The sequence below is a fragment of the Ningiella ruwaisensis genome, from assembly GCF_004798935.1.
Classification (GTDB): Bacteria; Pseudomonadota; Gammaproteobacteria; order Enterobacterales; family Alteromonadaceae; genus Glaciecola; species Glaciecola ruwaisensis.
This window is the reverse complement of sequence record NZ_RAHT01000007.1, coordinates 62,910-87,034: the sequence shown is the minus strand read 5'-3', so window position 1 is coordinate 87,034 and position 24,125 is coordinate 62,910. Positions and strand designations below refer to the sequence as shown.

At 42.2% G+C, this 24,125-nt stretch carries 25 protein-coding genes; 12 read left to right on the top strand and 13 right to left on the bottom strand.

Annotated features, from left to right (window positions below; all coding sequences use genetic code 11):
* Positions 1 to 63: 63 nt before the first annotated feature.
* The 5 genes from D6V41_RS14525 (at position 64) to D6V41_RS14505 (ending at position 4,034) form a co-directional block, all read left to right on the top strand.
* Positions 64 to 699, top strand: coding sequence for a response regulator transcription factor (locus D6V41_RS14525; protein ID WP_136252261.1), 636 nt, complete (start codon positions 64 to 66; stop codon positions 697 to 699).
* Positions 699 to 1,694, top strand: a complete 996-nt coding sequence (add, locus tag D6V41_RS14520; RefSeq protein ID WP_179952562.1) for an adenosine deaminase — start codon at positions 699 to 701, stop codon at positions 1,692 to 1,694. Before D6V41_RS14525 ends, add begins: the two co-directional genes overlap by 1 nt.
* Positions 1,695 to 1,848: 154 nt before the next feature.
* A complete protein-coding gene (locus D6V41_RS14515; protein WP_136252260.1) occupies positions 1,849 to 2,421 on the top strand; it encodes an RNA polymerase sigma factor in 573 nt (190 codons plus the stop codon).
* A complete protein-coding gene (locus D6V41_RS14510) occupies positions 2,408 to 3,010 on the top strand; it encodes a hypothetical protein (RefSeq protein ID WP_136252259.1) in 603 nt (200 codons plus the stop codon). Before D6V41_RS14515 ends, D6V41_RS14510 begins: the two co-directional genes overlap by 14 nt.
* Positions 3,011 to 3,026: 16 nt before the next feature.
* Positions 3,027 to 4,034, top strand: coding sequence for a PDZ domain-containing protein (locus tag D6V41_RS14505; protein WP_136252258.1), 1,008 nt, complete (start codon positions 3,027 to 3,029; stop codon positions 4,032 to 4,034).
* A gap of 70 nt (positions 4,035 to 4,104) precedes the next feature.
* Here D6V41_RS14505 and fadE read toward each other — a convergent pair whose 3' ends face one another.
* The 4 genes from fadE to purM all read right to left on the bottom strand — a co-directional run bounded on the left by fadE (position 4,105) and on the right by purM (position 9,208).
* The gene (gene fadE / locus D6V41_RS14500; RefSeq protein ID WP_136252257.1) at positions 4,105 to 6,579 is read right to left on the bottom strand and encodes an acyl-CoA dehydrogenase FadE; all 2,475 of its coding nucleotides are present in this window, start codon (positions 6,577 to 6,579) and stop codon (positions 4,105 to 4,107) included.
* Positions 6,580 to 6,766: 187 nt separating this feature from the next.
* Positions 6,767 to 7,486, bottom strand: a complete 720-nt coding sequence (locus D6V41_RS14495; protein WP_136252256.1) for a DUF3108 domain-containing protein — start codon at positions 7,484 to 7,486, stop codon at positions 6,767 to 6,769.
* Positions 7,467 to 8,123 carry a phosphoribosylglycinamide formyltransferase gene (gene purN / locus D6V41_RS14490; protein ID WP_421907814.1) on the bottom strand — a complete coding sequence of 219 codons (657 nt, stop codon included), beginning with the start codon at positions 8,121 to 8,123 and terminating at the stop codon, positions 7,467 to 7,469. Before purN ends, D6V41_RS14495 begins: the two co-directional genes overlap by 20 nt.
* 20 nt (positions 8,124 to 8,143) lie before the next feature.
* The gene (purM, locus tag D6V41_RS14485; RefSeq protein ID WP_136252372.1) at positions 8,144 to 9,208 is read right to left on the bottom strand and encodes a phosphoribosylformylglycinamidine cyclo-ligase; all 1,065 of its coding nucleotides are present in this window, start codon (positions 9,206 to 9,208) and stop codon (positions 8,144 to 8,146) included.
* 161 nt (positions 9,209 to 9,369) lie between these two features.
* Here purM and D6V41_RS14480 point away from each other — a divergent pair, with 161 nt between their 5' ends.
* Together D6V41_RS14480 and hda are read left to right on the top strand one after the other, a co-directional pair.
* Positions 9,370 to 10,617: a DUF2066 domain-containing protein gene (locus D6V41_RS14480; protein WP_136252254.1), complete on the top strand. Its 1,248-nt coding sequence runs from the start codon at positions 9,370 to 9,372 to the stop codon at positions 10,615 to 10,617.
* Positions 10,618 to 10,646: 29 nt separating this feature from the next.
* Positions 10,647 to 11,495 (top strand): DnaA regulatory inactivator Hda, encoded by an 849-nt coding sequence (hda, locus tag D6V41_RS14475; RefSeq protein WP_136252253.1) that lies wholly within the window; start codon positions 10,647 to 10,649, stop codon positions 11,493 to 11,495.
* Between the two features lie 12 nt (positions 11,496 to 11,507).
* On the opposite strand, the gene D6V41_RS14470 is transcribed toward hda, so the two are convergent.
* Genes D6V41_RS14470 through arsC form a run of 3 tightly spaced genes read right to left on the bottom strand, consistent with a single transcriptional unit; the run spans position 11,508 to position 12,910 of the window.
* A complete protein-coding gene (locus tag D6V41_RS14470) occupies positions 11,508 to 11,969 on the bottom strand; it encodes a DUF2069 domain-containing protein (RefSeq protein ID WP_136252252.1) in 462 nt (153 codons plus the stop codon).
* Entirely contained in the window at positions 11,954 to 12,547 is a 594-nt protein-coding gene (gene wrbA / locus D6V41_RS14465) for an NAD(P)H:quinone oxidoreductase (RefSeq protein WP_136252251.1), read from the bottom strand. Before wrbA ends, D6V41_RS14470 begins: the two co-directional genes overlap by 16 nt.
* Before the next feature lie 6 nt (positions 12,548 to 12,553).
* Complete coding sequence (gene arsC, locus D6V41_RS14460; RefSeq protein WP_136252250.1) at positions 12,554 to 12,910, bottom strand: arsenate reductase (glutaredoxin); 357 nt, start codon at positions 12,908 to 12,910, stop codon at positions 12,554 to 12,556.
* A gap of 41 nt (positions 12,911 to 12,951) precedes the next feature.
* Here arsC and D6V41_RS14455 point away from each other — a divergent pair, with 41 nt between their 5' ends.
* Entirely contained in the window at positions 12,952 to 13,440 is a 489-nt protein-coding gene (locus tag D6V41_RS14455) for a TlpA family protein disulfide reductase (protein ID WP_136252249.1), read from the top strand.
* Here D6V41_RS14455 and bepA read toward each other — a convergent pair.
* Positions 13,430 to 14,902: a beta-barrel assembly-enhancing protease gene (gene bepA / locus D6V41_RS14450; protein WP_241664555.1), complete on the bottom strand. Its 1,473-nt coding sequence runs from the start codon at positions 14,900 to 14,902 to the stop codon at positions 13,430 to 13,432. The genes D6V41_RS14455 and bepA overlap by 11 nt on opposite strands.
* 138 nt (positions 14,903 to 15,040) lie before the next feature.
* Between bepA and D6V41_RS14445 the strand changes: the two genes are divergently transcribed.
* Positions 15,041 to 16,147 (top strand): AI-2E family transporter, encoded by a 1,107-nt coding sequence (locus D6V41_RS14445; RefSeq protein ID WP_136252248.1) that lies wholly within the window; start codon positions 15,041 to 15,043, stop codon positions 16,145 to 16,147.
* Positions 16,148 to 16,257: 110 nt separating this feature from the next.
* Here the strand turns inward: D6V41_RS14445 and bcp are convergent, their stop codons facing one another.
* A complete protein-coding gene (bcp, locus tag D6V41_RS14440; protein WP_168711050.1) occupies positions 16,258 to 16,725 on the bottom strand; it encodes a thioredoxin-dependent thiol peroxidase in 468 nt (155 codons plus the stop codon).
* Positions 16,703 to 17,257: a glycine cleavage system transcriptional repressor gene (locus D6V41_RS14435; protein WP_136252246.1), complete on the bottom strand. Its 555-nt coding sequence runs from the start codon at positions 17,255 to 17,257 to the stop codon at positions 16,703 to 16,705. The genes bcp and D6V41_RS14435 overlap by 23 nt, the downstream gene beginning before the upstream one ends.
* A gap of 138 nt (positions 17,258 to 17,395) precedes the next feature.
* Here D6V41_RS14435 and dapA point away from each other — a divergent pair, with 138 nt between their 5' ends.
* From dapA to purC, 3 genes are read left to right on the top strand one after another with little or no spacing between them, the layout of a single operon-like run.
* Complete coding sequence (gene dapA / locus D6V41_RS14430) at positions 17,396 to 18,280, top strand: 4-hydroxy-tetrahydrodipicolinate synthase (protein WP_136252245.1); 885 nt, start codon at positions 17,396 to 17,398, stop codon at positions 18,278 to 18,280.
* Positions 18,280 to 19,368 carry an outer membrane protein assembly factor BamC gene (gene bamC / locus D6V41_RS14425; RefSeq protein WP_136252244.1) on the top strand — a complete coding sequence of 363 codons (1,089 nt, stop codon included), beginning with the start codon at positions 18,280 to 18,282 and terminating at the stop codon, positions 19,366 to 19,368. The genes dapA and bamC overlap by 1 nt, the downstream gene beginning before the upstream one ends.
* A gap of 12 nt (positions 19,369 to 19,380) precedes the next feature.
* The gene (gene purC, locus D6V41_RS14420) at positions 19,381 to 20,094 is read left to right on the top strand and encodes a phosphoribosylaminoimidazolesuccinocarboxamide synthase (protein WP_136252243.1); all 714 of its coding nucleotides are present in this window, start codon (positions 19,381 to 19,383) and stop codon (positions 20,092 to 20,094) included.
* A 59-nt stretch (positions 20,095 to 20,153) separates the two neighbouring features.
* On the opposite strand, the gene yfaE is transcribed toward purC, so the two are convergent.
* The 3 genes from yfaE to nrdA are packed head-to-tail and all read right to left on the bottom strand — an operon-like array spanning position 20,154 to position 23,897.
* Entirely contained in the window at positions 20,154 to 20,390 is a 237-nt protein-coding gene (yfaE, locus tag D6V41_RS14415) for a class I ribonucleotide reductase maintenance protein YfaE (protein ID WP_241664554.1), read from the bottom strand.
* 35 nt (positions 20,391 to 20,425) lie between these two features.
* Complete coding sequence (gene nrdB, locus D6V41_RS14410) at positions 20,426 to 21,556, bottom strand: class Ia ribonucleoside-diphosphate reductase subunit beta (RefSeq protein ID WP_136252242.1); 1,131 nt, start codon at positions 21,554 to 21,556, stop codon at positions 20,426 to 20,428.
* A gap of 19 nt (positions 21,557 to 21,575) precedes the next feature.
* Positions 21,576 to 23,897 (bottom strand): class 1a ribonucleoside-diphosphate reductase subunit alpha, encoded by a 2,322-nt coding sequence (nrdA, locus tag D6V41_RS14405; RefSeq protein WP_136252241.1) that lies wholly within the window; start codon positions 23,895 to 23,897, stop codon positions 21,576 to 21,578.
* Between the last annotated feature and the right edge of the window lie 228 nt (positions 23,898 to 24,125).

Genomic DNA, 24,125 nt, shown 5'->3' with positions numbered 1-24,125 from the left:
TACTAGATAAAAATAAAGGCACAAACAAGTGCTGAGTATAAAGGAAAGGAAATCAATAATCATATGTTGAAGTTTTTAATCGCTGACGATCACCCTTTATACCGAGAAGCGCTTATAGCAGCATTAAGCACTGAATTTGAAAAAGCGCGTTATTTTGAATCTGACTGTTTAGACTCGACCCTAAATACCCTTAACAAAAACCGCTCAATGTCAATTATTTTGCTGGATTTGACAATGCCAGGCTGTGAAAACTATTACGGCCTACTGAGAGTAAGGCAACGATTCCCGGATATCCCTGTAGCAATTGTATCTGCGACAGAGACCTTGAGTGTTATTTCTCAAACCATGGAATTTGGTGCAAGTGCCTATATTCCAAAAACGACTCGCACAGCCGATATTATTGATGCAGTTAAGCAGGTTTTACGAGGCAATGAATGGTTGCCAGAAGGGTTGAAAAACAGCGTAGCTGAAGTTCAAGGTGAGATCTTAAACGTTGCAGAACAAGTGCGAGCATTAACGCCTAAGCAATTTAAAGTGTTGCGACTTGTGCGTAAAGGTATGATGAACAAGCAAATTGCTGCAGAGTTAAATGTTACCGAAGCAACAGTGAAAGCGCATATTAGTTCTATCTTCAAGCAGTTTAATGTAAAATCACGCACACAAATTCTTATTGCTATTGAAAAGCTACAGTTTGAATAATGTCTATAGCCACATTGCCATTCTTTGATTTGCATCGACACCTAGACGGCAATGTGCGTATCTCAACGATTATTTCTTTAGCGAAAAAACACCAAATTTCCCTTCCCAGCTTTGATGAAGAAATTTTGAAACAAAACGTATTCATTCAAGACAAAACAAGCGACTTACTTGCTTTTCTTGAAAAGTTAGACGTGGGCGTATCGGTGCTGGCCGATATTGAAGCCTGCGAACAAATTGCCTATGAAAATATCGCGGATGCCCATGCTGAAGGGCTCACTTATGTTGAGTTGCGCTTTTCTCCTTTTTACATGGCAAAAGCACATCAACTAGATATGCGAGAGGTGGTAGGCGCAGTTGTTAGAGGCTGTGAAGCCGCTTCCAAAACCCTTTCTATGCCATTTAATCTTATTGGTATACTCAGTCGAACCTTCGGTACTGAAGCGTGTATGCTGGAGTTAGAAGCACTTTTAGCGTACCACCAAAAAATTGCAGGTTTGGATTTGGCGGGTGATGAATATAATTTCCCTGCCACTATGTTTAAATCGCATTTTGATATTGCGAAGTCAAAGACTGACTGGCGCTTTACTATCCACGCTGGCGAGGCTTCTGGTGCGCAAAGTGTTTGGGATGCGATTCACCATCTACATGCCGATAGAATTGGACACGGCGTACGAGCGATAGAAGACGAATCTCTCCTTGATTATATTGCGTCGGAAAAAATAGGCATCGAAAGTTGCTTAACCTCGAACTATCAGACCGGGACTTGGCTGGATACAAAAAACCATCCAGTTAAATTGTTTTTAAGCAAAGGTATCAGGGTTTGTTTAAATACAGATGATCCCGGCGTGTCGAACATCCGACTTAATGATGAATTCGATATCGCTAAAACAACCGTTGGTTTGAGTGACTTGCAGTGTCAGCAGCTTTTAAAGAATGCAATCAATATTTCTTACGCGGAACCTGCTTTTAAACAAGCGTGCTTATCTAAGTTTTAGGTAATTTTCACAAGTGATGAGTGTCTGAAAATCACATGGCGCTGCATCTTCTCAATAAGTTATTTCACGTTTGCGCAAATATAGTCAAAAAGTTTGTAACGCTTTTGTCTTGTATATCGTCTTATCAAGTAAGAATGAGAGTAATTTGGTAGTTATGAGCGAATACAAAGGATTTGGACAGGCAATCGACGCTTCTGTAATTACTAAAGCGCAAAATGGGGAACGTGCTGCGATGGAAGTGATTTATCTTAGTTATTCAAAGCCCTGCTACCAAATGGCGATGCGTCTAACAGCAAACCCACAAGCCTCACAGGATATTGTTCATGAGGTTTTTCTCAAGGTTTTAAAAAAGATAAAGCAGTTTGAGCTATTGGGCAGTTTTTCTGGCTGGGTGCGTAAAATTGCTCTGAATGAAGCGGTCGATTATATCAAACGGAACTCTCGTTCAAATGCTGAAACTGAAACCGTGGACGAGCTTATTTCAACTCATCATTACTTTGAACATCAGTGGTGGGAATCAATACGTGATTTGGAAAAGCTAACAGCGAAACTTAGTCCTAACGCACGAGCCGTTCTATTTTTGCATGAGGTAGAAGGGTTAACCCATAGCGAAATTGCCCACTTGTTTGACAAATCAGAACGCTTTTCAAAGCAGATGCTGTTTAGAGCGCTCGCTCAGTTAAAAGCGATGAGTGCGATCAAGGAGCTAAAAAATGCATCTGACTGATTTAGAAATGCTGACACTAAAAAACGCCGTGAAAAGCAATAGTGAAAGTGAGCATCTACATAACTGTTCAGCGTGTCAAAAAAGATATGAAAATCGCTTATTGTTTACGCAAAAACTTGCAAAGACTTATGACTCGTTGGAATTTGAACCGAAGTGGGAAGCGCTTGAAAGCGAACTGAATATGAACGGTGACAATGACATGGATAAGCCCAAACCAAGGTTAGCCGAAAAATGGGAACATTTTCTCATAGCCTTTGCTGCAAGCTTGTGTATAGTTGTAATAAGTCCCTCGCTCATCAACACGCTTGAATCCTCGCATGTTAAAACAAAAATTAAATTGAGTATTGAAGAAAACAAGAATCTGCAGGAGCGCCTGTCGCTCGTTACGCCAAAAAGTCCTTACCAGCTATTGAACCACCAAACACTTAAGTTAAAACTTCAAGATTTAGATCAGCAAATTCAACTGAGTTATCTGGAGGATGTTTCAGAAACAGAAAAGCTACAGCTTTGGGAATCACGAAAGCAATTGCTTTTGCGTTTTATTGAAAAGATGGGTGGACATCAAAAAACAAGAACTGAGGTTGTTTAGGTGAGATGGAGAAAATATGATTAACATTCAAAAATTAATACCGCAACATTTGCATGTCAAAGAGGTTCTGAAAAACGCATTACCTTGCCAAAAACTAAAGCATAGTTTCTGCCAGTCTGCTTGTATTAGCTTGATGTCGATTTCGTTGATATCTGTACCCGTGGCTCATGCATCAGACTTGAGTGAAGCCTCAGAACAATTGATTAAAGATTTGCAAAATCAAATCAAAGTCACAGTAGCAACGATAGCCCAAATTGAGCGACAGGCCGGGAAAAACGCTCAAGATTTGCATATCCTTATCGATTTACCTGCTTTTCACTCAAGCAATCTAGGCTTAGTTCTTGATCTTGAGAGTGAAAATGGAGGATATAAGGTACTTTCTGTCACACCCGGCAGTCTTGCAGATAAAATGGAAATAGTTGCAGGTGATCTAATCACGTCTGTCAATTCAGTAAGCGCAGCTGACGATAACTCAGATGCTTTTGAGGAGTTGCAAAATAGTCTTCCTGGTGAAAAATTACGGCTGGTTTTAAATAAAAATGGGACGACTATTTCGCACGAAACACTTATAAGCGGTCAATTTATGCCTGCAATCAGACTGGAAATTGGGAAAGAAATTGACACAGCTAAGTCCGAGCTTATGCAAGATGCGGAAGGGGAGTGTGGTGCTATATCTACCGCGTTCAAACCACCAGAAGCGAGGCGATTATATCCAGCAGCTATTCAACGTATTGTAGAAGATGGCAATAGCAAAACAGTCAACGATTTTAACAGAGCTCCTCGTGGCATCAAGCTTGCACCCGGTAACTACACAATATATCTTCATGAATACATAGACGATCCCTTAATGACTCGTCGTCACAGAGGTCCAAGAAGTGCCAAGGCTATTGAAGTAAATGTAGAGCCTAATTCAAGATATTACCTTGCAGCCAAATTTTTATTTGGAGAATCATTTAATGAAAGTTCTGGAGATTATTGGGAACCAGTAATCTGGAAAGTGACAGAAAGTCCTTGTGAACTTTAAAAAGCGTAAAAAAAAGCCAGACGCAAGTCTGGCTTTCAGTATTCAACAACTTACATTCAACAACTTAACTTTAAGCCGCCTTGGCCGAACGTTTTTTAGCCGTTGCTTTTTTAGTTACTTTTTCGCTTGTAGACATTAATAACTCTTGAGGGTCAAAGTCATCCACATTAATTGTGCGTAGACGGCCTGCTTCAGCTTGTCTTAACAAGTTTGCTTCATCCTCACTGATTAATTTCGCATCCAGGGCTTTATCGGCTAACTTGTCAAGTTGTGTCATTGGCAGTTTCTCGCCCAACGCTTTACAAACGCGCTCAAATATTGGCTCAGCCGCAATAATATCATCCAGCGTCTGCTCTAAGTCACCAAACAAGCTACCTTCGATGCGCGCTATATACTGTCCTTCACCCAGGCGGCTTCTGGCACTGCATGGGTTTTGAAGCATATGTGCTATTTGATGCTCAATTTCATCTGCTGGCTTATCGAAACGTTTTCCAAACGGTTGCACCAATACACGTAGCACCCATGCTACCGGACGAACAGGAAAATTTCTGATAAAGTCATCGATGGCAACATCAATCTGTCGAAGTGAATCCTGCATCGCCCAATGTACCAACGGTAAATCTTCTTTCAATCGACCTTGTTCATCGTAGCGTTTCAATACAGCACTGCCCAGATATAAGTGACTGAGTATGTCACCCAAGCGGGCAGAAAGACGTTCACGTCGCTTCAAAGAGCCGCCTAAAACTCCCATACTAATATCAGTAAGCAATGCAAGATTTGAACTATATCCTTGCAGAGCACGATAATACTTGGACGTTTCGTCCTTAAATGGAGTAGAACTGGTCATGTTGCCACTTATGGTAAACCATAAGGAGCGTAAAGTGTTACTGAAAGCAAATCCAATATGTCCCCAAACCGCTTTATCAAAAGCATTGAGCTGTTCTTTTTTATCTTTTATTTGAGCAGCGTAGATTTCGTCAAGAACATAAGGATGACAACGCATTGCTCCCTGACCAAATATCATCATATTGCGAGTCAGGATATTCGCACCTTCTACAGTGATTGATATAGGTGTACCCTGATAGGCTCTACCGAGATAATTGTTCGGACCTAAACATATCCCTTTACCACCGTGGACATCCATTGCATCGTTGATAGCTGTACGCTGTTTTTCGGTCAAGTGATATTTGCAAATAGCAGAAATAACCGAGGGTTTTTCGCCAAGATCAACGCCGGCTGTTGAGAATGTAGTAACCGCATCCATTAAATATGCGTTTCCGCCTATGCGGCCAAGCATTTCCTCTACGCCTTCCATCTGACCAATAGGTAAACGGAACTGTCTTCGAATTCGCGCGTAGGCACCTGTAGCAAGTGCAAGTTGTTTTGCACCGCCGGCAGCAGAAGAGGGCAATGTGATGCATCGGCCTACTGACAAACATTCCATCAGCATACGCCAGCCTTTACCTGCCATTTTTTCACCGCCAATAATGTAACTTAAGGGAACGAATACATCTTCACCTTTTAATGGACCATTATGAAACGGCACATTAAGCGGGAAATGACGGCGGCCAATTTCCAGACCTTTTGTATCTCTGGGAATCAGCGCACAGGTAATACCCAAGTCTTTTTTATCACCTAACAGCCCATCAGGGTCGTGAAGTTTAAATGCAAGGCCAATAACGGTCGCAACCGGGGCAAGTGTAATGTAACGCTTGGAAAATGTAAGGGACATTCCCAACACTTCTTCGCCATTAAATGTGCCTTTTTTGATAATTCCAACATCCGGAATTGCACCAGCATCCGAACCAGCTTCAGGGCTAGTTAAGGCAAAACATGGTATCTCTTCACCCTTAGCTAGACGCGGTAGATAGTAATCTTGCTGTTCTGGCGTGCCATAGTGCTGAAGTAGTTCGCCAGGGCCCAAGCTATTTGGTACACCAACCGTACTTGAAAGTACCGCACTGACGCCAGCAAGCTTTTGCAGTACGCGAGACTGTGCGTATGCTGAAAATTCCAAACCACCATATTTTTTCTCGATGATCATGGCAAAGAATTTATGTTCTTTCAGATAGTCCCAGATTTCATCCGGCAAATCGGCGTCAATGTGATTGATTTGCCATTCATCGACCATGCCGCAAATAGTTTCGCATGGCCCATCTAAAAAGGCTTGTTCTTCGGCCGTGAGACGAGGTTTAGCGATTCCATGAAGTTTTTGCCAATCTGGCTTGCCACTGAACAACTCACCATCCCACCATACAGTTCCGGCATCAATGGCTTCTTGTTCTGTCTGAGACATTTCAGGCGACACTTTTTTATAAAACGCTAAAAGTTTAGTGCTGATGATGTCTTTTCTGATGGGTTCATATGCTAATGGCACTGCAATGAGCGCAAATATTAGCCAGCTAAAAAAGCCAAAAGGTCCGAGCAAGGTTCCTAATGCAAGTGTGACACCTACTATAAACAGGCTCGTGTTAAGGGCGTAGCGTTTATAACTCACCACGCCAATCGCTGCAATTAATGCTAAAATCCAAAAAAGTTCGGACATAAACACTCCAAAGGTCTGACCAGATAATTGTAAGCTATAATTTCTGCTTTAAAATATCAAGTTTTTAAGAAAAAAGAGGACAGTTGTCCTCAAGTCACGATTTACATCGGTAAGCGTTTTGCGAAAACAACTGCACTGTGGATTTTGATACGATCTATATAGCGCTTTCGACCAAACGTACGAAATCTCAGGGGCGGGTGTAAGCACTTAATTTGATATCGCCTTGTTCTTTTCCTTCTTTAAATTGCTGAAGGCGAACAAGTGAATAATTGAGATCAGGTGCAAACCATGCATAGGTGACGCGACGATTCGATTCCCGGTTAATTTTGACTTTAAGTGCGCTTAGTTGACCATAGGGCAACTGCACGTTCTCATCCCCTAAAAGCTCAAACTGGTAGTGGCGGCGTTCTCCACGATAGTTGATAAAGTAGTAATCAAATTTTGTTTCGCCGTCTTTTAAGCGCTGCGGTAAATCGACGCGAAACAACTGATTATCAAACTCATTATTCCAATCATATCGCGCCTCTTCATTCACGATGATTTTATCGCTGTCTGCATCAAATTCGACTATCAATGCTTTGTTTCTTCCTGTGCCTTCGCGCTGATATTCATATCGGATAGGGATAAGCTTTCCATTTTCCGTGGTGAAAATGCTGGTTTCAAATCGACGGTCGGAGAGAAAAAATTTAGACACACTGGATTGGTAATTAAGTTCGTAACGCTCATCGTCCAATACGTTTAATTCAAGTTGCGCTTCACCAACGTCATCTCCGTCATAGTAAGCGACATACTTTGAGGTAAATGGTAAAAGTTTCGCTTGAGCTGTAAAACTGATTATAAAAAGCACCGCATAAACAAGCCCCATAAAAAGACTATTTTTGTACTTTTTAGTCTGACAATTCGTCATATAAGATCCCACTGCTAGGTAGTACTTGATGATTATGGATCACCTGACATTTTTCAAGTGTTAAATTATTGTTACAAAACCATTCTACAGCGATGGGATAAATTTGCCACTCTCGTTTGGCAACTTTTGAGGCAAGGGAACTTGCATTGTCATTTTCTCCGATTGACACACGTGCCTGTATGACAATAGGGCCTCCGTCAAGTTCAGCAGTCACAAAATGAACGCTACAACCATGTACCTCATCACCGTTATCAATGGCGCGCTGATGAGTGTTTAAGCCTTGGTATTTGGGAAGTAAAGAGGGATGAATATTCAGTATTCTGCCAAGATATTGATGCACAAAATCAGCCGTTAAAATGCGCATGAAGCCTGCTAACACGATCAAATCTGGCTGGTAACAGTCAATACGCGTTTGCAAGGCCTTATCAAAGCTTGCTCTATCTGGATATTCACTATGGATGATGGTTTCAGTCGCTATTTGATGGTGCTTAGCGCGTTCTAATGCATAGGCCTCCGCTTTATTGGAAATAATCGCTACCACTTCACCATTGATTTTGTTTGCTTCACACGCATCAATAATTGCCTGGGCATTACTTCCATTGCCTGAAACCAGAATGACAATTCGTTTTTTCATGATAATCAGAAATAGGCGATTAATTAGGAATTAATGAAGACTTGCTTATCACTTGTCTTGTCTTTTACCTCGCCGATTACCCAGGCAGTTTCGCCCAAACTGTTCAAGCGTTCAACGCAATCCTGCGCGATATTCTCATCTACAATAATCATCAGACCGACACCGCAGTTAAATGTGCGATACATCTCTTGCGTACTCACATTTCCTTGAGATTGTAAAAATGAAAAAATTTCTGGCCATTCCCATGTTCCAGCGTCGATATGCGCGCTGAGATTGTCAGGTAAAACGCGTGGAATGTTTTCCCAAAATCCGCCACCTGTTATATGTGAAATGGCGTTAAGCTCAAATGCTTCTATTAAGCTCAAGACCGATTTCACATAAATGCGAGTGGGCTCGAGCAAATGCGCTTTTAAGCTACGACCCATTAATTCCTGCTCAAGATCCAGCTTGGCAAGCTCGATTATTTTTCTGATCAGTGAGTAACCGTTGCTGTGAGGGCCGGAGGAGGCCAGGGCAATAATCTTATCTCCGGCTTTGACCTTGCTGCCGTCGATCACCTTTTCTGCTTCAACTACGCCTACACAAAATCCGGCAACATCGTAATCTTCACCATGATACATGCCTGGCATTTCGGCAGTTTCGCCACCAATTAGCGCACAGCCTGCCAGTTCACAGCCTTTTCCGATGCCGCTAATGACGTCAGCCGCAGTATCTACGTCCAGTTTTCCTGTGGCATAGTAGTCAAGGAAGAAAAGCGGTTCTGCACCTTGTACGATTAGGTCATTTACACACATTGCTACTAAGTCAATGCCGATGCTGTCGTGACTTTTCGTGTCCATTGCCAAGCGTAGCTTAGTACCAACACCGTCAGTACCTGATACCAACAAAGGCTGCTTGTACTTTTGCGGAATAGAACATAAGGCACCAAAGCCACCCAAGCCGCCTCTTACTTCCTGACGGGCAGTGCGCTTACTAACTGATTTAATGCGTTCAACGAGTCGATTTCCGGCATCAATATCTACTCCGGCATCCTTATAGCTTAATGACGGTTTTTGTTCAGCGGATTGATTATCGGATGGGTTTGCCACGTGTTTGTCGGTCACAGAATTTCCTTTTGGATGCTACGGATATAAACGCGACGGATAGTATCAATTTTGTGATCATATTTGTATCAAAAATTAGAGATGCAAATAAGCGCTAAATATCAGACAATACGATTCAGGTTAAAGAAATAAGGCTCGGCTATTTAATGAGATTGCCATTTAGCGCAGTAAATTCATTGCTTGTATTCATGCTAGGCATTTACATTCTACTGTCACCGACATACACGCTTGCAGCAGAAGTGTCTCACGTAAATGTAGGGCGAGTAGTCATTGAAGACCAAAGCGTCAATGCTCAGCAGAGGGCGGGCAGGGAGGCACTGGCGCAGGTGTTTGTTAAATTGAGCGGGGCTGAATCTGTGTTAGATGATCCCATTATCAAGCGAGCGATAAATAATTTTGAGCAGTATTTAATTTCATCCAGTTATCTGCAAATTAATGATAAGCGTTATTTCGAAGCACGCTTTAATCAGGAGCAACTCGTTGGTTTAATTCGCGGTTCAAATTTACCGATATGGCCGAGCATAAGACCGAGCGCAAGTTTATGGTTAGCTATTCAAACACCGTCAAAAGATATTGAGTGGCTAAATCAAAACAACGCCACTGAATTCAATCAAAAACTTCAGCAAACAGCCTTTGAGTCGGGTGTAAACGTTCTGCTTCCTCTTGGCGACTTAAATGATGCAATGGCGATTTCGGACTTTGATGTATTTACCCAAAATTCGCCCAAATTGCTGCAGCAAAATAGCCGATATGGAACGGAATTTATTATCAGCGCCGCAGTTAAGCCCATTTCTGTCAATATGAGAGAAGAATATGAGCAGCAAGCGCAATTTTCTGAGCAACAAGCCCAGCTTAATGCCTTACTAAATCAACCCAATGGACTTCCTTCGAGCAATGCGCAGCCAAGCAGTGATGCAGCTCTAGAGCGTCATTTTCCCGCCCCAAGTGATAATTTCCAAATGGATCTGATTTTTAGCAACGGAACACAGATAGAAATTCGAAAGCGATTTTTCGAGAATGAAGACAATATTGCTGAAACAGTCATCGATGAATACGTCAGTTGGTTGGTGGCTCAGTATGCCGTTGACACGTCCTCCAACGCTTCGGTGGCATCTCAGTTGATTACTATTAATAATGTCCGCTCTTTTGTCGATGCCAGTCGAGCACTTCAGGCCTTAAGCAATGCGCCTCAAGTCAATAGCGCTTCAATCGTTGGCCTTAATGGTAGTAGCGTTCAAGTTAAGGTTTCGCTTAATGGTAGTGTTGAAGGCTTATTAAGCGTGTTAAAACTCGATAAGCGACTTTCGAGTCCACTTGATGGAACGATGGCAGAGAATGCATCTGTTGCGGATAGCACAAAAACGCAAGAAATTGTTTTTAGATGGATGCCTTAATTCAAACCCCAGAAGAATAAAAATTGCTAATGCAAAAGCCTATTAAACAGGACCTTAGTCAAAAAAATGTAAGTAAAGCAGTTGAGCAACTCGTGCTTCCTGTTCGCCAGCAAAATGACTTGCTATTAGAAAACTTTATTGCAGGCAAGAACATTGCTCTGCTTACACATGTACGCACATTATTATCAGTAGGCGCGTCTGAAAAAGAACCTGTTAATGTGTCTGCACAAAAGAGCGATAAATACGCGTCATCAAGTCCAAATAACAAGGACGTATCGCTTTCATCTGTGAATCAACAGATTGTGTATTTGCATGGCAGTGAAGGAACAGGGAAGACGCATTTACTTCTAGGGGCGTGTAAAGCAGCTGAAGCCAAAAGTTTACGCAATCAATATATTGATTTGACACAGCTCGTATCAATGCCATCACAGATCATTGAGGGCATTGGAAAACTAGACCTAATTGCCGTAGACAACATTCAATGTATTGCAGACAACAGAGACTGGCAGATTGCTATTTTCGATGCAATCAATCAGTTTATTGAAGCTGGACGATTGTCACAACGGGCATTTATTATTAGTGCCAACGCCAGTGTCTCGCAATGTCAGTTTTCTCTTCCAGATCTTGCTTCAAGGCTTACCTGGGGAACAACCTACAAATTATCTGAATTGTCAGAGCAAGATAAATTCAAGGCGCTTAAAACGCATCTTCACCAACGAGGAATGAATATGGGAGATGATGCGGTTCAATTTTTAATGAAACGCTCACCCAGAGATATGCATCGCTTGATGAAGATGGTTGATAAACTCGATAGTTTGTCTTTACAAAATCAGAGAAAGCTTACTATTCCCTTTCTAAAGGATGCACTCGCCTTGTAAGCCGATTTGCGCTTATTTTGCATCCTCATTGTTGGCATCCGATTGTTTGCGCTTGTGATGTTGCTTTTCGAAATACGCTTTTTCATCTTCCATAACTTTACTCAGTTTCGGGAGGCTAGTGCCCAATTCCTGTCCGCGAAGTCGCGCAAATACGCTGCACCCAATAAACATCCCAGATGCTAGCAAAAGCTCAATTGAGGCATATAGCCAATATTGGGGCTCTGCGTAAATAACTGTAATACCGTGTAAAAAATAGAGCAATACTATGAAACAAGCCCACGCGTGCGTGTAGGGCTTTGCTTTAATGACACCCCATAAGGGTAAAAGCAAGGGCAAGAGGTAGACTAAAAATATAAAAATGAGTGAATAGTCCATACTGGTTTCCAGCACTAGATACCACAGTGCCATCCAGGCGAGTAAACCAATGTGACAAATCAGGGCTAAATATCGATAACGCTTTACTTTTTCTGACATAATTTTTTCACCGTATTGCCTAAGCGTTGGCCCATTGCGATGCTAAGCGCTTTTTCATCATTGCTAAGACCATTAAACCCTTCTCCAGAAACGCAGGATACGCCATAAGGCGTTCCGCCACTTTGTGTACTGTGTAATTTGCTTTCGGAATACGGCAAACCTAATATACACATTCCGTGATGCATAAGCGGTAAAATCATGGATAGTAGCGTACTTTCCTGACCTCCATGCATACTGGCGCTTGACGTAAAAACACACGCAGGTTTATCGATAAGATGTCCCTTAAGCCAAACATCCGTTAGACTATCGATAAAATATTTTAGCGGTGAGGCCATGTTGCCAAAGTGAGTTGGGCTACCCATCGCCAATCCATCGCAGTCGATGAGATCCTGTTTCGATACAAATAGATACCCCTGCTCAGGGATGGAGGAGGCCTGTGCATCGAGATTATCACTGACAGGCGCTACCGTTCTTATAAGTGCTTCGCATCCACTGGCTTCCACACCTCTTGCGATAGATTCAGCAAGCGCCTGGGTCGCTCCGTGACGTGAGTAAAATAGAACAAGGACCTTATTCATCTGACCTCAGGCATGCAGCAAAGAAATAATATGATCCAGTGGACGGCCTATCGCCGCCTTGTCACCGTATTCTAGAATTGGACGTTCGAGTAATTTAGGATAATTTGCAATAGCTTCAAACACTTCGTCGTTTGATGATGTTTCACTCAACTTGGCAAGTTTATATTCATCTTCTTTTGGCCGAAGCATTTGATGAGCGCTTTGTAAGTCCATTTTATTGTACAAAGCTTCAAGCTCCTGCTTACTCAAAGGGTGCTTTAAGTATTCAATTACCTGTAAATTATCAATGTGCTGCTCAACAAAAGCTTTTGCTTCACGACTTTTCGAACATCTGGGGTTGTGGTACAAGATTGCGTTAGGCATTATTTAAACTCTTTTTATTTAAATTTTCGGGATATTTTACTATGCAAATTCGTTGGTTGTATGGCTTATTCGCAGTACTCGCTGCAAGTTTGGGTTATATTGTTTTTCAAAGCCAGCAATACGATTTTACCACGCTCGATGGCAGAAAACACAAGCATTCGGACTATCACGGTCAGTATCTTGTTGTAAATTATTTTGCTGAATGGTGTGCTCCTTGTCTTAAAGAAGTACCAGAGCTGTCTCGTTTTAATCAAATTAAACCCTACAACACCCAACTATTTGCCATTAGTTATGACAATCTAACGGATGAAAAACTTAAAGCGATCAAAGAAAAGTATAATATGCAGTTTGATCTCATCAACAAAATAGATAAGCCGTTTCCCTTTGATAAACCGGAATTTTTGCCTGCTACCTATATACTCAATCCTGATGGTAGCCTCAAAGGCCAGCTTTTTGGCGAACAGACAGCAGAGAACTTACTGAGTGTGCTAAGCGATAGCAATTCGGCTGCAGCGCCTTCTACAAACTGAGCCTCTGTGCATTTGCTTGCGCACTTCTAAGTTGGTCGATACGACCTAAAATTCGCTGTTTCTCTATGGTGTCATCACGAGCAAAATTATAGGCAAACTGTAACTCGTCTATTGCAAGCGAATAAGCGCCAATCAGAGAATATATTTCAGCCTGTGTTTTATGTGCCTCTTTCTTTTGAGAGGAACGCTGATAGGCATCATTTAAAAGCTGGTACGCCAAAATGTTTTGTTTATCAACCAATAACAAATCTCTTAAGATTTGAATTGCTGGTTCGTAGTCGGCCGAAGTAAGGTATACGTTGGCCAGATTAAGCGCGAGCACTAAATTTTGTGGCTTGTGTTGCCACAAGGGTTTGAGCATTTGAACCGCTTCATTGTGACGATTTTGTTTGATCAAAATATCTGTTTTTAAATCCAGATAAAATAAATTTTCTGGGTCATCTTTAAGCAGCGTGTTGATGAGGTCTTCTGCGCGTTTATACTCTTCAGCTTCGAACACACTTAATGCATATCCATAAAGCGCGGCTGTTTTTTTGACCCCCTGCAAGCGATTTATCTGGGATTCAAAAAAACCGAGATTACGTTCATTGGTGCTCATGTACCTTGACTGGATGCGAGCCCGTGCCAAATGGAAATGTAAACTTTCAGGTGTGTAAACTTCTCCATAGGATCGCGCTCTGGTAAGCGTTTCAGCAACCCGGTCGTTTGGAAGCGGGTGCGTTTGTAAAAATGCCAGTTGCGTAGAGCGAAGGCCATATTGCTCGGAAAGGCGACCAAAAAAAGCCGGGGCGCCCATCGGGTCAAATCCCGCTCGATATAGAATATTTATCCCGATGCTATCTGCTTCTTGTTCATTGTTTCGGGTAAAATTGATAACCGCTTGCTGACTCCCCGCCATAGAGGCTGAGACAGCGGCCATGCCTGCTCTGGGGTCGGCCATCGCGATTAACAGCGAGCCAATCATACTGGCTAACTGAAGCGGGCCTGAGCGTTGCTGCGATTGTAATCTGCGCGCAAGATGACGCTGAGTGACGTGAGCTACTTCGTGCGCTAAAACCGAAGCAAATTCACTTTCCGTTTCGGCTTGCGCGATTAGGCCAGTATGTACGCCAATATGCCCACCATAAAACGCAAATGCATTAAGGACAGGATTGTTAATAATGAAAAAGGTAAAGGGAAACTTGGTATTATCCGCATGAACAACCAAGCGATTGCCGATGTCCTGTACGTATTCCTGTAAGACAGGATCCTGAATAAGCGGGGCTTGTCCTCGCAGTTGACGCATAATGGCATCGCCAATGATTTTTTCTTTTTCTATTGTGATAGCATCGGACGCGACGACACCAATTTCAGGCAGTTGATTGCGATCGTTCTGCTGCGTTTGAAGTGTTTGTGTTTGGCTTGCGAAACTAAATGTACACAAAACACACATGGCTAAAGTTTTGATCTTAAAAAACTGCATGATTACCTTGCTTGTCAAACCACTAATTAATATATACTACACGTAGACCAATTTGGCTTGCTTAAGTTTCTTTGTTTTAAAACAATACAATATCATATATTTATCACTCATTTTTATCACTAACAGAAGGGTAGTTTGATGCTAGGTGTTATCGGTCAATGGTACAAACGTAAGTTTTCCGATCCAAATTCCTTGATGTTGCTGCTGCTCATCATCATTTCTTTTGCCATTTTATATGTTTTTGGCGGGATTTTGATGCCTGTATTAGTTGCTATTGTAATTGCATATCTTTTGGATGTGCCAGTCACAAAGCTTGAGCAGATGGGTATTCGACGTTCCCTAGCAACCAGCTTTACCCTCATTGTATTCTTTTTCATGTGTTTTATTACCGCTGTTGCCCTTATCCCGATTATTTCAAAACAGAGTGTTAATCTGATAAAAGAAGTCCCCTTAATTTGGAACTCAGCGCAATTGTGGCTAGCAACCTTGCCTGAGAAGTATCCCAGTGTCATTGAAGTGACCTACATCAAATCGATGATGGCTGGCGTTAACGAACGCATTGTAGGAGTAGGGGAGCAGGTTCTGTCCGCGTCTGTAAGCAGTATTGGTAATTTAGCCGCCTTACTGATTTACATTATTCTGGTGCCTTTGATGGTGTTTTTCATGCTAAATGACAAGCGCTTTTTCATTGAAAGCATCTCCACACTGCTTCCCAAAGAAAGAAGGCTGATTAGTCAGGTTGGCGAAGAAATGAACACGCAAATCGCCAACTATATACGCGGTAAAGTAATTGAAATTATTATTGTAGGTGCAGTTACGAGCGTCGCTTTTACAATTCTTGATTTAAGATTTGCCCTTCTGCTTGGCGTGCTGGTTGGTTTTTCTGTGCTTATTCCCTACATTGGCGCTGCGGTAGTGACCATCCCTGTTGCAATAGTCGCACTGTTTCAATTTGGACTGAGCGCAGAATTTGGCTATGTCATGCTGGTTTACTTCATTATTCAAGCACTAGATGGAAATGTCCTGGTACCATTCTTATTTTCAGAAGCCGTCAGTCTTCATCCGCTTTACATTATTATCGCCGTATTACTTTTTGGTGGCTTGTGGGGCTTTTGGGGCGTGTTTTTTGCAATTCCGCTGGCAACCTTGGTTAAAGCGTTGATCACTGCCTGGTCAACACCAAAGCGTCTTACTGATGAAAGCAGTGGCACTGAAGTAAGCGAAACAATGGAAAATGCGTCGTAAGTTTACACATTAATTCTGTGTAAATAATTTCTTGGCACCTACGTTGCTGTTACAAATAAAAAGGCGAGAGGGTCAAACTCTCGCCTTGTGTTTTGAATTTGACCGTACACTTATCCTTTAGAGATAGCGTCGATAACTGCCTGATGGTGGTCTTTGGTTTTAAATTTATCCAGTACATCCGAGACATTCCCGACTTCATCAATAATAAAGGTGATACGATGAATGCCCTCATATTCTTTACCCATAAACTTTTTGAGGCCCCAAACGCCAAAAGCCTCCGCTACAGCATGATCTTCATCTGATAGAAGCGTAAAATTAAGCGACTCTTTGTCAGCGAACTTTTTCAACTTAGCCACTGGGTCAGGGCTAATACCTAACACCACCGCACCCGCTGAATGGAGTTGATCATTATGATCGCGCAAGCCTTGAGCTTGCACTGTACAACCTGGCGTCATCGCTTTGGGATAAAAATAAATGATGACCTTTGAACCTTTAAAGTCAGTCAAGTTTACTGTGTTACCGTTTTGGTCTTGAAGTGAAAATGACGGTGCTTTATCACCAGCTTTCAATGTATTCATTGTCTTCCTTTGTTTGTTGATGACTAATTCGGCCTGATAAACCCAGGCCATGAAGAACCTCTTTTACCTTACTATCGAATTCAACCAGATCCAGATCAGAAGGAGCAGATAAAATCATCTTACATTCCATGTAGCAGGCATCTTGTTTCGCGCTCACTTTTTGTCTGACAGCATTAACCGATACGTGTTCATCCGCAAGCAATTTAGTGACCGTTTGCAATACGCCGCTGGCGTCTGTGCCTGCAAACTTCAGCAAAATAAGCTGTTCAATATTTTGTTTTATGTGGCCGCTAGTGCGTTTCATCATGCAGAGCAACTCATGCTCTACGCACAGGCTCGACAAATTCACTTCTAATCGAGCAATATCGTTTTGCAAGCCACTGACAATCATGGTAACAGAGAAGTCCTGCCCATAAATCGCATGCCGTGAGTCTAAAATATTGCAGTTGTTGTCGCTTATACAACCCGCAATTACGCTTAAAATACCTAATTTATCAGCGCCTAAGACATTAATAATTAATTGAGCTTTCATTTACGCGTAATCCTTGAATACACCCTATGCAGATACCGAAAGTGTTAATTCTGTAAAAGATGAGAGCAATATAAGGCAAGCTACTTGTTTTTACTAGTTCAGACTAATACTATTGCGCCTTGGTTTTAAGGGGGGTAAATGTTTAAGGGAAGCTTTGTAGCACTTGTAACGCCGATGCTTGCGTCGGGCGAAATCGATAAAGATAGTTTGCAAAACCTTGTGGAATGGCATATTGAGTCTGGCAGCCATGGTTTAGTGGCAGTTGGCACCACGGGCGAATCAGCGACCTTGCCGATGGACGAACACATTGAAGTCGTTAAGCTAATCGTTGATTATGCGCAAGGCAGAATCCCAGTCATTGCCGGGAATGGCGCAAACGCGACTGACGAGGCGATTTTTCTCAGCCAGGAAATGGCTAAATTTGCAATTGACGGCTTTTTATCCGTTGTGCCTTATTACAACAAACCACAGCAGCGAGGCATGATTGCGCATTTCGAAGCCATTGCCAGCGCGACAGATTTACCACTTTTGCTATATAACGTTCCTTCGCGTACGGTGGCAGATTTAAAAACGGAATCTGTGGCCCAGCTCGCAAAACACGCGAATATCGTTGGTTTAAAAGATGCAACCGGTGACCTAAATCGTCTCGCTGAAACAAAAGCAGTGGTTGACAATAATTTTGCCCTTTTCAGTGGGGATGATGGTAGCGGGTGTGATTACCTGTGTCAGGGCGGACATGGCGTTATCTCAGTTACCGCTAATATTGTTCCGCAAACGATGTCTGAAATGTGTGATGCTGCATTAGCCAATGATTTTGCATTGGCGAAAAAACTGGATGAAAAACTTGTCGGCTTGCACAAGGAATTGTTTGTTGAACCTAATCCAGTTATGCCAAAATGGGCGCTATATAAAATGGGAAAAATTAAAGACCCGTGTTTAAGGCTTCCTATGGTTTTGCCGGAACTAAATAGTCAAAAATTAATCGAACAAAGGCTTAGCCAACTAGGATTGATACACCCGTAATGAAAAAACATTTATTATCTACAATTTGTTTAACCGTTTTATTAAGCGCATGTTCTAGTTCTGAAACGCGGAAACAGGTTTCTGGCGACTTTAGTTATCTTGAAGTCAAAGAAGGCGAAATGCTAAAAGTACCTGAAGAACTGGACGCTCCTCCTGTGTCAAATCGCTACGAACTGCCCCCTGTTGATGCCAATCATCAGATTATTGGACCTGAGGTCCTAATTCACTCACCCAGACTCGTGCTACCACTCGTTAGCGGCTCACACGTAGAGGAAGGTTCAAGTAAAGCAAAGGTCATGTTTGACCAGATTAATGATGCTGAAGCTCTGGACAAAACCGTGTGGGATACCGTTCTTGCCTATCTTGAGTTAAAAGGCATCGGCGTAGAAGAATTTGATCGCGAAAACAATACCTTAATTACTGACTGGGTAGTGAGTAAAGAAGAATTGGATGAAAGCTGGTACGAGTTTAGCGGTGATGTAATTGAGCGGGCGAAAAAGTTCAAGCTTACTGTAGATGTGGCGCCTCACGGGCGTACTGCAAGTCTCAGCGTAGAGAAAATCGCGTATATCGATGAGAATGGCGAATCACAGCTGGCAGGTCTCAGTCCTTTCGTGCTTCGTGAAAATGAAGTTAACTTTCTTAACTATATTATTCAGGAATACGATTTTGGACTTCGTCTGGCAGAAAATCAGCGAATCGCGCTTATTCGGGATGGATTTAACTCAGAGCTTGGCTTTAATCCTGATGGCGACCCTGCTTTTATCGTAGATGCTGAGTATGCTAATACCTGGCCACGCCTTTTACTAGTGCTAAGAAAAATGGGCTTCGACGTTATCGATTTGGATCAGGCATCAGGTTTGATGTTCGTCAAATATAATGGTGAAGACAAACCTTGGTATGATGTATTTTCTGACGATGGTCTGGATTTAGAAAAGGTGAATTACCGTTTACAGGTTCAACCTGTAGGAGAACGAACGGCGGTTACTTTCCGCGATAGTGATAACCAGGCATTTGAAGTAAAACAGGCAACCGATTTATTTTCCGTCTTTTCTGACTACATGGCAGAAAGCAATTTAGATATCTAATAGAGGCAGTGCATGCAAAAGGGTGAGGAGCTTTACCGTGGTAAAGCAAAAACCGTATTTTTTACAGATGATCCGAATCTGTTGATCTTGGAATTCAGGAACGATACATCTGCATTTGACGGTGAAAAGATAGAACAGCTGGAACGTAAGGGCGAAGTAAATAACAAATTCAATCATTTCATCATGCAGCAATTGGAATCGGCTGGCGTAAAAACACAGGTTGAAAATTTGGTGTCTGACACAGAAAGTCTTGTTAAAAAACTGAAAATGATCCCTGTTGAGTGTGTGGTTCGAAATTATGCGGCTGGTTCGCTTTGCAGACGCTTAGGCGTAGAAGAGGGGAAGATACTTAATCCACCTACCTTTGAGTTCTTTCTTAAAAATGATGCGCTACATGATCCAATGGTGAATGAGTCGCACATTGTTGGATTTGAGTGGGCCACACAGGCTCAAATTGATGAAATGAAAACATTAAGCTTTAAAGTCAATGAAGTGCTAAGCCCTTTGTTTGCGAAAGGTGGAATGTTGCTTGTAGACTTTAAATTAGAGTTTGGTACCGACTCACAGGGTAATATTGTATTGGGCGATGAATTTACTCCCGATGGCTGTCGTTTGTGGGATAGTGAAACAAAGAAAAAACTGGATAAAGATCGTTTCAGACAAGGATTAGGTTCGGTAGTTGAATCCTACATTGAAGTAGCGAGTCGTATTGGTTTAGATCTTTGATTCAATCAAGGATTTAATGAAAAGTCAGCGTGAGCTGGCTTTTTTATTGGTAAAGAATGTTAATACGTTTGAATTTCAACGTCACTTATGGGAATGCAGCAGCACGCTAAAATTTCATCATCATCGATGCAGGCGAGCGGATCGACTTTATACTCTACCTCTCCTGAGAGTAGTTTAGTTCGGCATGCACCGCAAAAACCTTCTCGGCAATGAAAATGCACGTCAATTTGTTGCTTTTCCATTGCGATAAGCAGGCTATCTTCATTGTTAAAAGAAAAGCGTGTGCTGTCATTCACGCACACGCTTACTTTTTCGTTTTTAACAATCACTGCTATAGTTCAAACTCTTCGAAGTCACCCGAAGCGACCTCGCTGTCAATTTGACCTACAAGATAACTGCTGATTTCGGTTTCTTGAGGAGCAACCTGGACATTGTCTGATGTGAGATAATTGTTCATCCATGGTAAGGGATTGCCTTTCACATTAAAAGGTTGCCCCATGCCGATGGCTGCCATACGCTGGTTAGCAATGTATTCCACATACTGGCAAAGAATTTCTTCGTTTAAACCAAGCATTGAGCCATCTTTAAACAGGTACTTTGCCCATTCTTTTTCTTGGCTAACTGCCAGTAAAAAAATGTCTTTTGCTTCTTGCTCACATTCTTTTGCAATCTCTGCCATTTCAGGGTCGTCTTTTCCTTTCATCCACAGATTAAGAATATGTTGAGTAGAAGTAAGGTGGATATTCTCATCACGTGCAATTAAACGGATGATTTTTGAATTTCCTTCCATCAATTCGCGTTCCGCGAAAGCAAAGGTACAAGCAAAAGATACATAAAAACGAATGGCTTCAAGCGCGTTAACAGAGTTCATGCACAAGAAAAGCTTTTTCTTGAGCACTCTTAAATTCACCTCGTGGGTTTCACCATCAATAGTGTATACGCCTTCACCACGCGTTTGATAAAGCTGCGTGTAAAAAATTAGGTCATCGTAATACTTTGAGATGTCCGTTGCACGACGCTTAATTTCCTCATTCACCACAATATCATCAAACACTTCACTCGGGTTTGAAAACAGGTTTCTTAAGATGTGTGTATAGGAACGAGAATGGATAGTCTCAAAGAACGACCAGGTTTCCACCCAGGTTTCCAACTCTGGTAATGAGATAATCGGCAGAAACGCGATATTAGGGCTTCGTCCTTGTACCGAATCTAAAAGCGTCTGGTATTTCAAATTAGAGGTAAAAATATGCTTTTCAGCATCAGTTAGTTTTTGAAAATCCACACGATCTTTACTGACATCCACTTCTTCTGGTCGCCAGAAAAATGATATTTGCTTCTCTATCAACTTTTCAAAAATAGGGTGCTTTTGTTGATCGTAACGCGCCACATTTACCGGATCACCGAAAAACATTGGCTCCTTCATGGTGTCCGTTGTTTTTTGATTAAAGGTCGTATATTTCATTAATTACATCCCAAATGCATTATATTTTGCAGGCACCGCCAGCACAGTCGTCATCTTCTTCTATGATGGCAGTTTGTGCTTGAGGCTCTTGAACTACGTTGCTCATTTCAGCGTCTGACTTGTCAGAAGCACCGTCACGCGTGTTATGGTAGTAAAGCGTTTTAATACCGAGCTTATAAGTCGTTAACAGATCTTTAAGCAATAGTTTCATCGGTACTTTATTACCCTCGTATTTGCCCGGGTCGTAGCTGGTATTGGCAGAAATCGTTTGATCAATAAATTTCTGCATGATTGCCACGAGCTGCAAATACCCATCATTAGATGGAATATCCCAAAGCAATTCGTACTTGTCCTTGAGCGCTTTATACTCAGGAACAACCTGCTTTAGAACACCATCTTTACTGGTTTTGATACTTATATGGCCACGTGGTGGTTCAATGCCGTTTGTTGCATTTGAAATTTGTGAAGACGTCTCAGATGGCATTAAGGCAGAGAGGGTAGAGTTACGTAAGCCATATTTTACAATGTCTTCTCTTAATGCATCCCAGTCATAATGCAAGGCTTCATCACAAATTTTATCAAGGTCCTTCTTATATGAATCAATTGGCATAATGCCTTTTGAATAGGTGGTTTCGTTGAATTTGGGGCATGCGCCTTTTTCTTTTGCCAAATTATTTGACGCTTTCAATAAATAATACTGCATCGCTTCAAAGGTGCGGTGGATTAATGGATTCGCGCTAAAGTCGGAATATTTAACACCGTTTTTCGCCAAATAATAGGCAAAATTAATCACACCAATACCCAGGGTTCTGCGGCCCATTGTTGCAGTGTGCGCTGCCGGTACCGGGTAATCCTGATAGTCAAGCAAACTATCCAATGCTCGTACTGATAAATCGGCCAGTTCTTCAAAATCATCTAAACTTTCAATGGCGCCCAGATTGAAAGCAGAAAGGGTGCAAAGCGCGATTTCACCTTCAGCATCATCGACGTTGCGCAGAGGTTTAGTTGGCAGCGCAATCTCTAAACAGAGGTTGCTTTGGCGAACAGGCGCAACAGATGGGTCGAAAGGACTGTGCGTATTGCAGTGATCAACATTCTGCAGGTAAATACGTCCAGTGCTTGCGCGCTCCTGCATAAATTGGCTGAATAATTCAATGGCCTTTACACGCTTCTTGCGAATGCTGTCGTCATTTTCGTATTGTACATATAAACGCTCAAACTCTTCCTGATCAGCAAAGAAAGCATCGTAAAGACCAGGTACGTCAGAGGGACTAAACAAGGTAATATAATCGTCTTTGATCATCCGTGTGTACATAAGCTTGTTGCACTGCACACCGTAATCCAAATGGCGGACACGATTTTCTTCAACCCCTCGGTTGTTTTTAAGTACTAACAATGACTCGACTTCAAGATGCCAAATGGGATAAAAAAGCGTTGCAGCGCCACCGCGCACTCCACCTTGCGAGCAACTTTTGACAGCCGTTTGGAAGTATTTATAGAAAGGTACACATCCTGTATGGAAGGCTTCACCTCCGCGAATTGGGCTGCCAAGCGCACGGATACGGCCTGCGTTTATCCCTATACCGGCGCGTTGAGAAACATATTTAACAATCGCACTTGCTGTGGCATTAATAGAATCCAGACTGTCACCGGTTTCAATTAAAACGCACGAGCTAAACTGGCGGGTAGGGGTTCTGACGCCTGCCATAATTGGCGTAGGCAATGACAGTTTAAATGTGGATGCCGCGTCATAAAAACGTTTTACATAGTCAAGCCGGTTTTCGCGTGGATACTTGGCAAACAGACACGCAGCAACGAGCACATATAAAAATTGCGCACTTTCGTATATTTCACCACTTACCCGGTTTTGAACCAGGTATTTACCTTCCAGTTGTTTAACAGCGGCGTAGCTAAAGTTCATATCGCGCTGGTGATCAATGTATGCATCTAACTCGGCAAACTCTTCCGGGCTGTAGTCTTCCAGTAAATGCTTATCGTATTTGCCTTGAGCTACAAGGTTTTTAACATGATCATAAAGCGCTGGAGGTTCAAACTGTCCATAGGCCTTCTTACGTAGATGAAACACCGCCAGCCGTGCTGCGAGGTATTGGTAATCTGGCGTTTCTGTAGAAATTAAGTCAGCGGCTGACTTGATGAGTGTTTCATGGATCTCAGCGGTTTTAATGCCGTTGTAAAACTGTATCTGTGCCTTAATCTCAACCTGAGAAACGGATACATCGTCTAAGTCTTTTGCAGCCCAGGTAACAACTTTGTGGATTTTATCGAGGTTGATAGGCTCTTGCGTCCCATCGCGTTTGGTGACTAAAAGATCATTATTCATTATAGTTATGCTCTTTAATTTGTAGCTGATTCATTCAAAGCTGAGTCTCGTGCAAAGTTCACAACTAGAGAACGCACACCACTAGAGACGTCTTATCTTGTCCATTTTTTGTTATTAGCGCATTGAAAATTGGCAGAGAGTACTGAGAGTGATTAAATTTAGCACGAGATTCGCTCGCTATTTAATCGTCACCATATTTCAATAAGCACAAGATAATGAGTCTTGGTG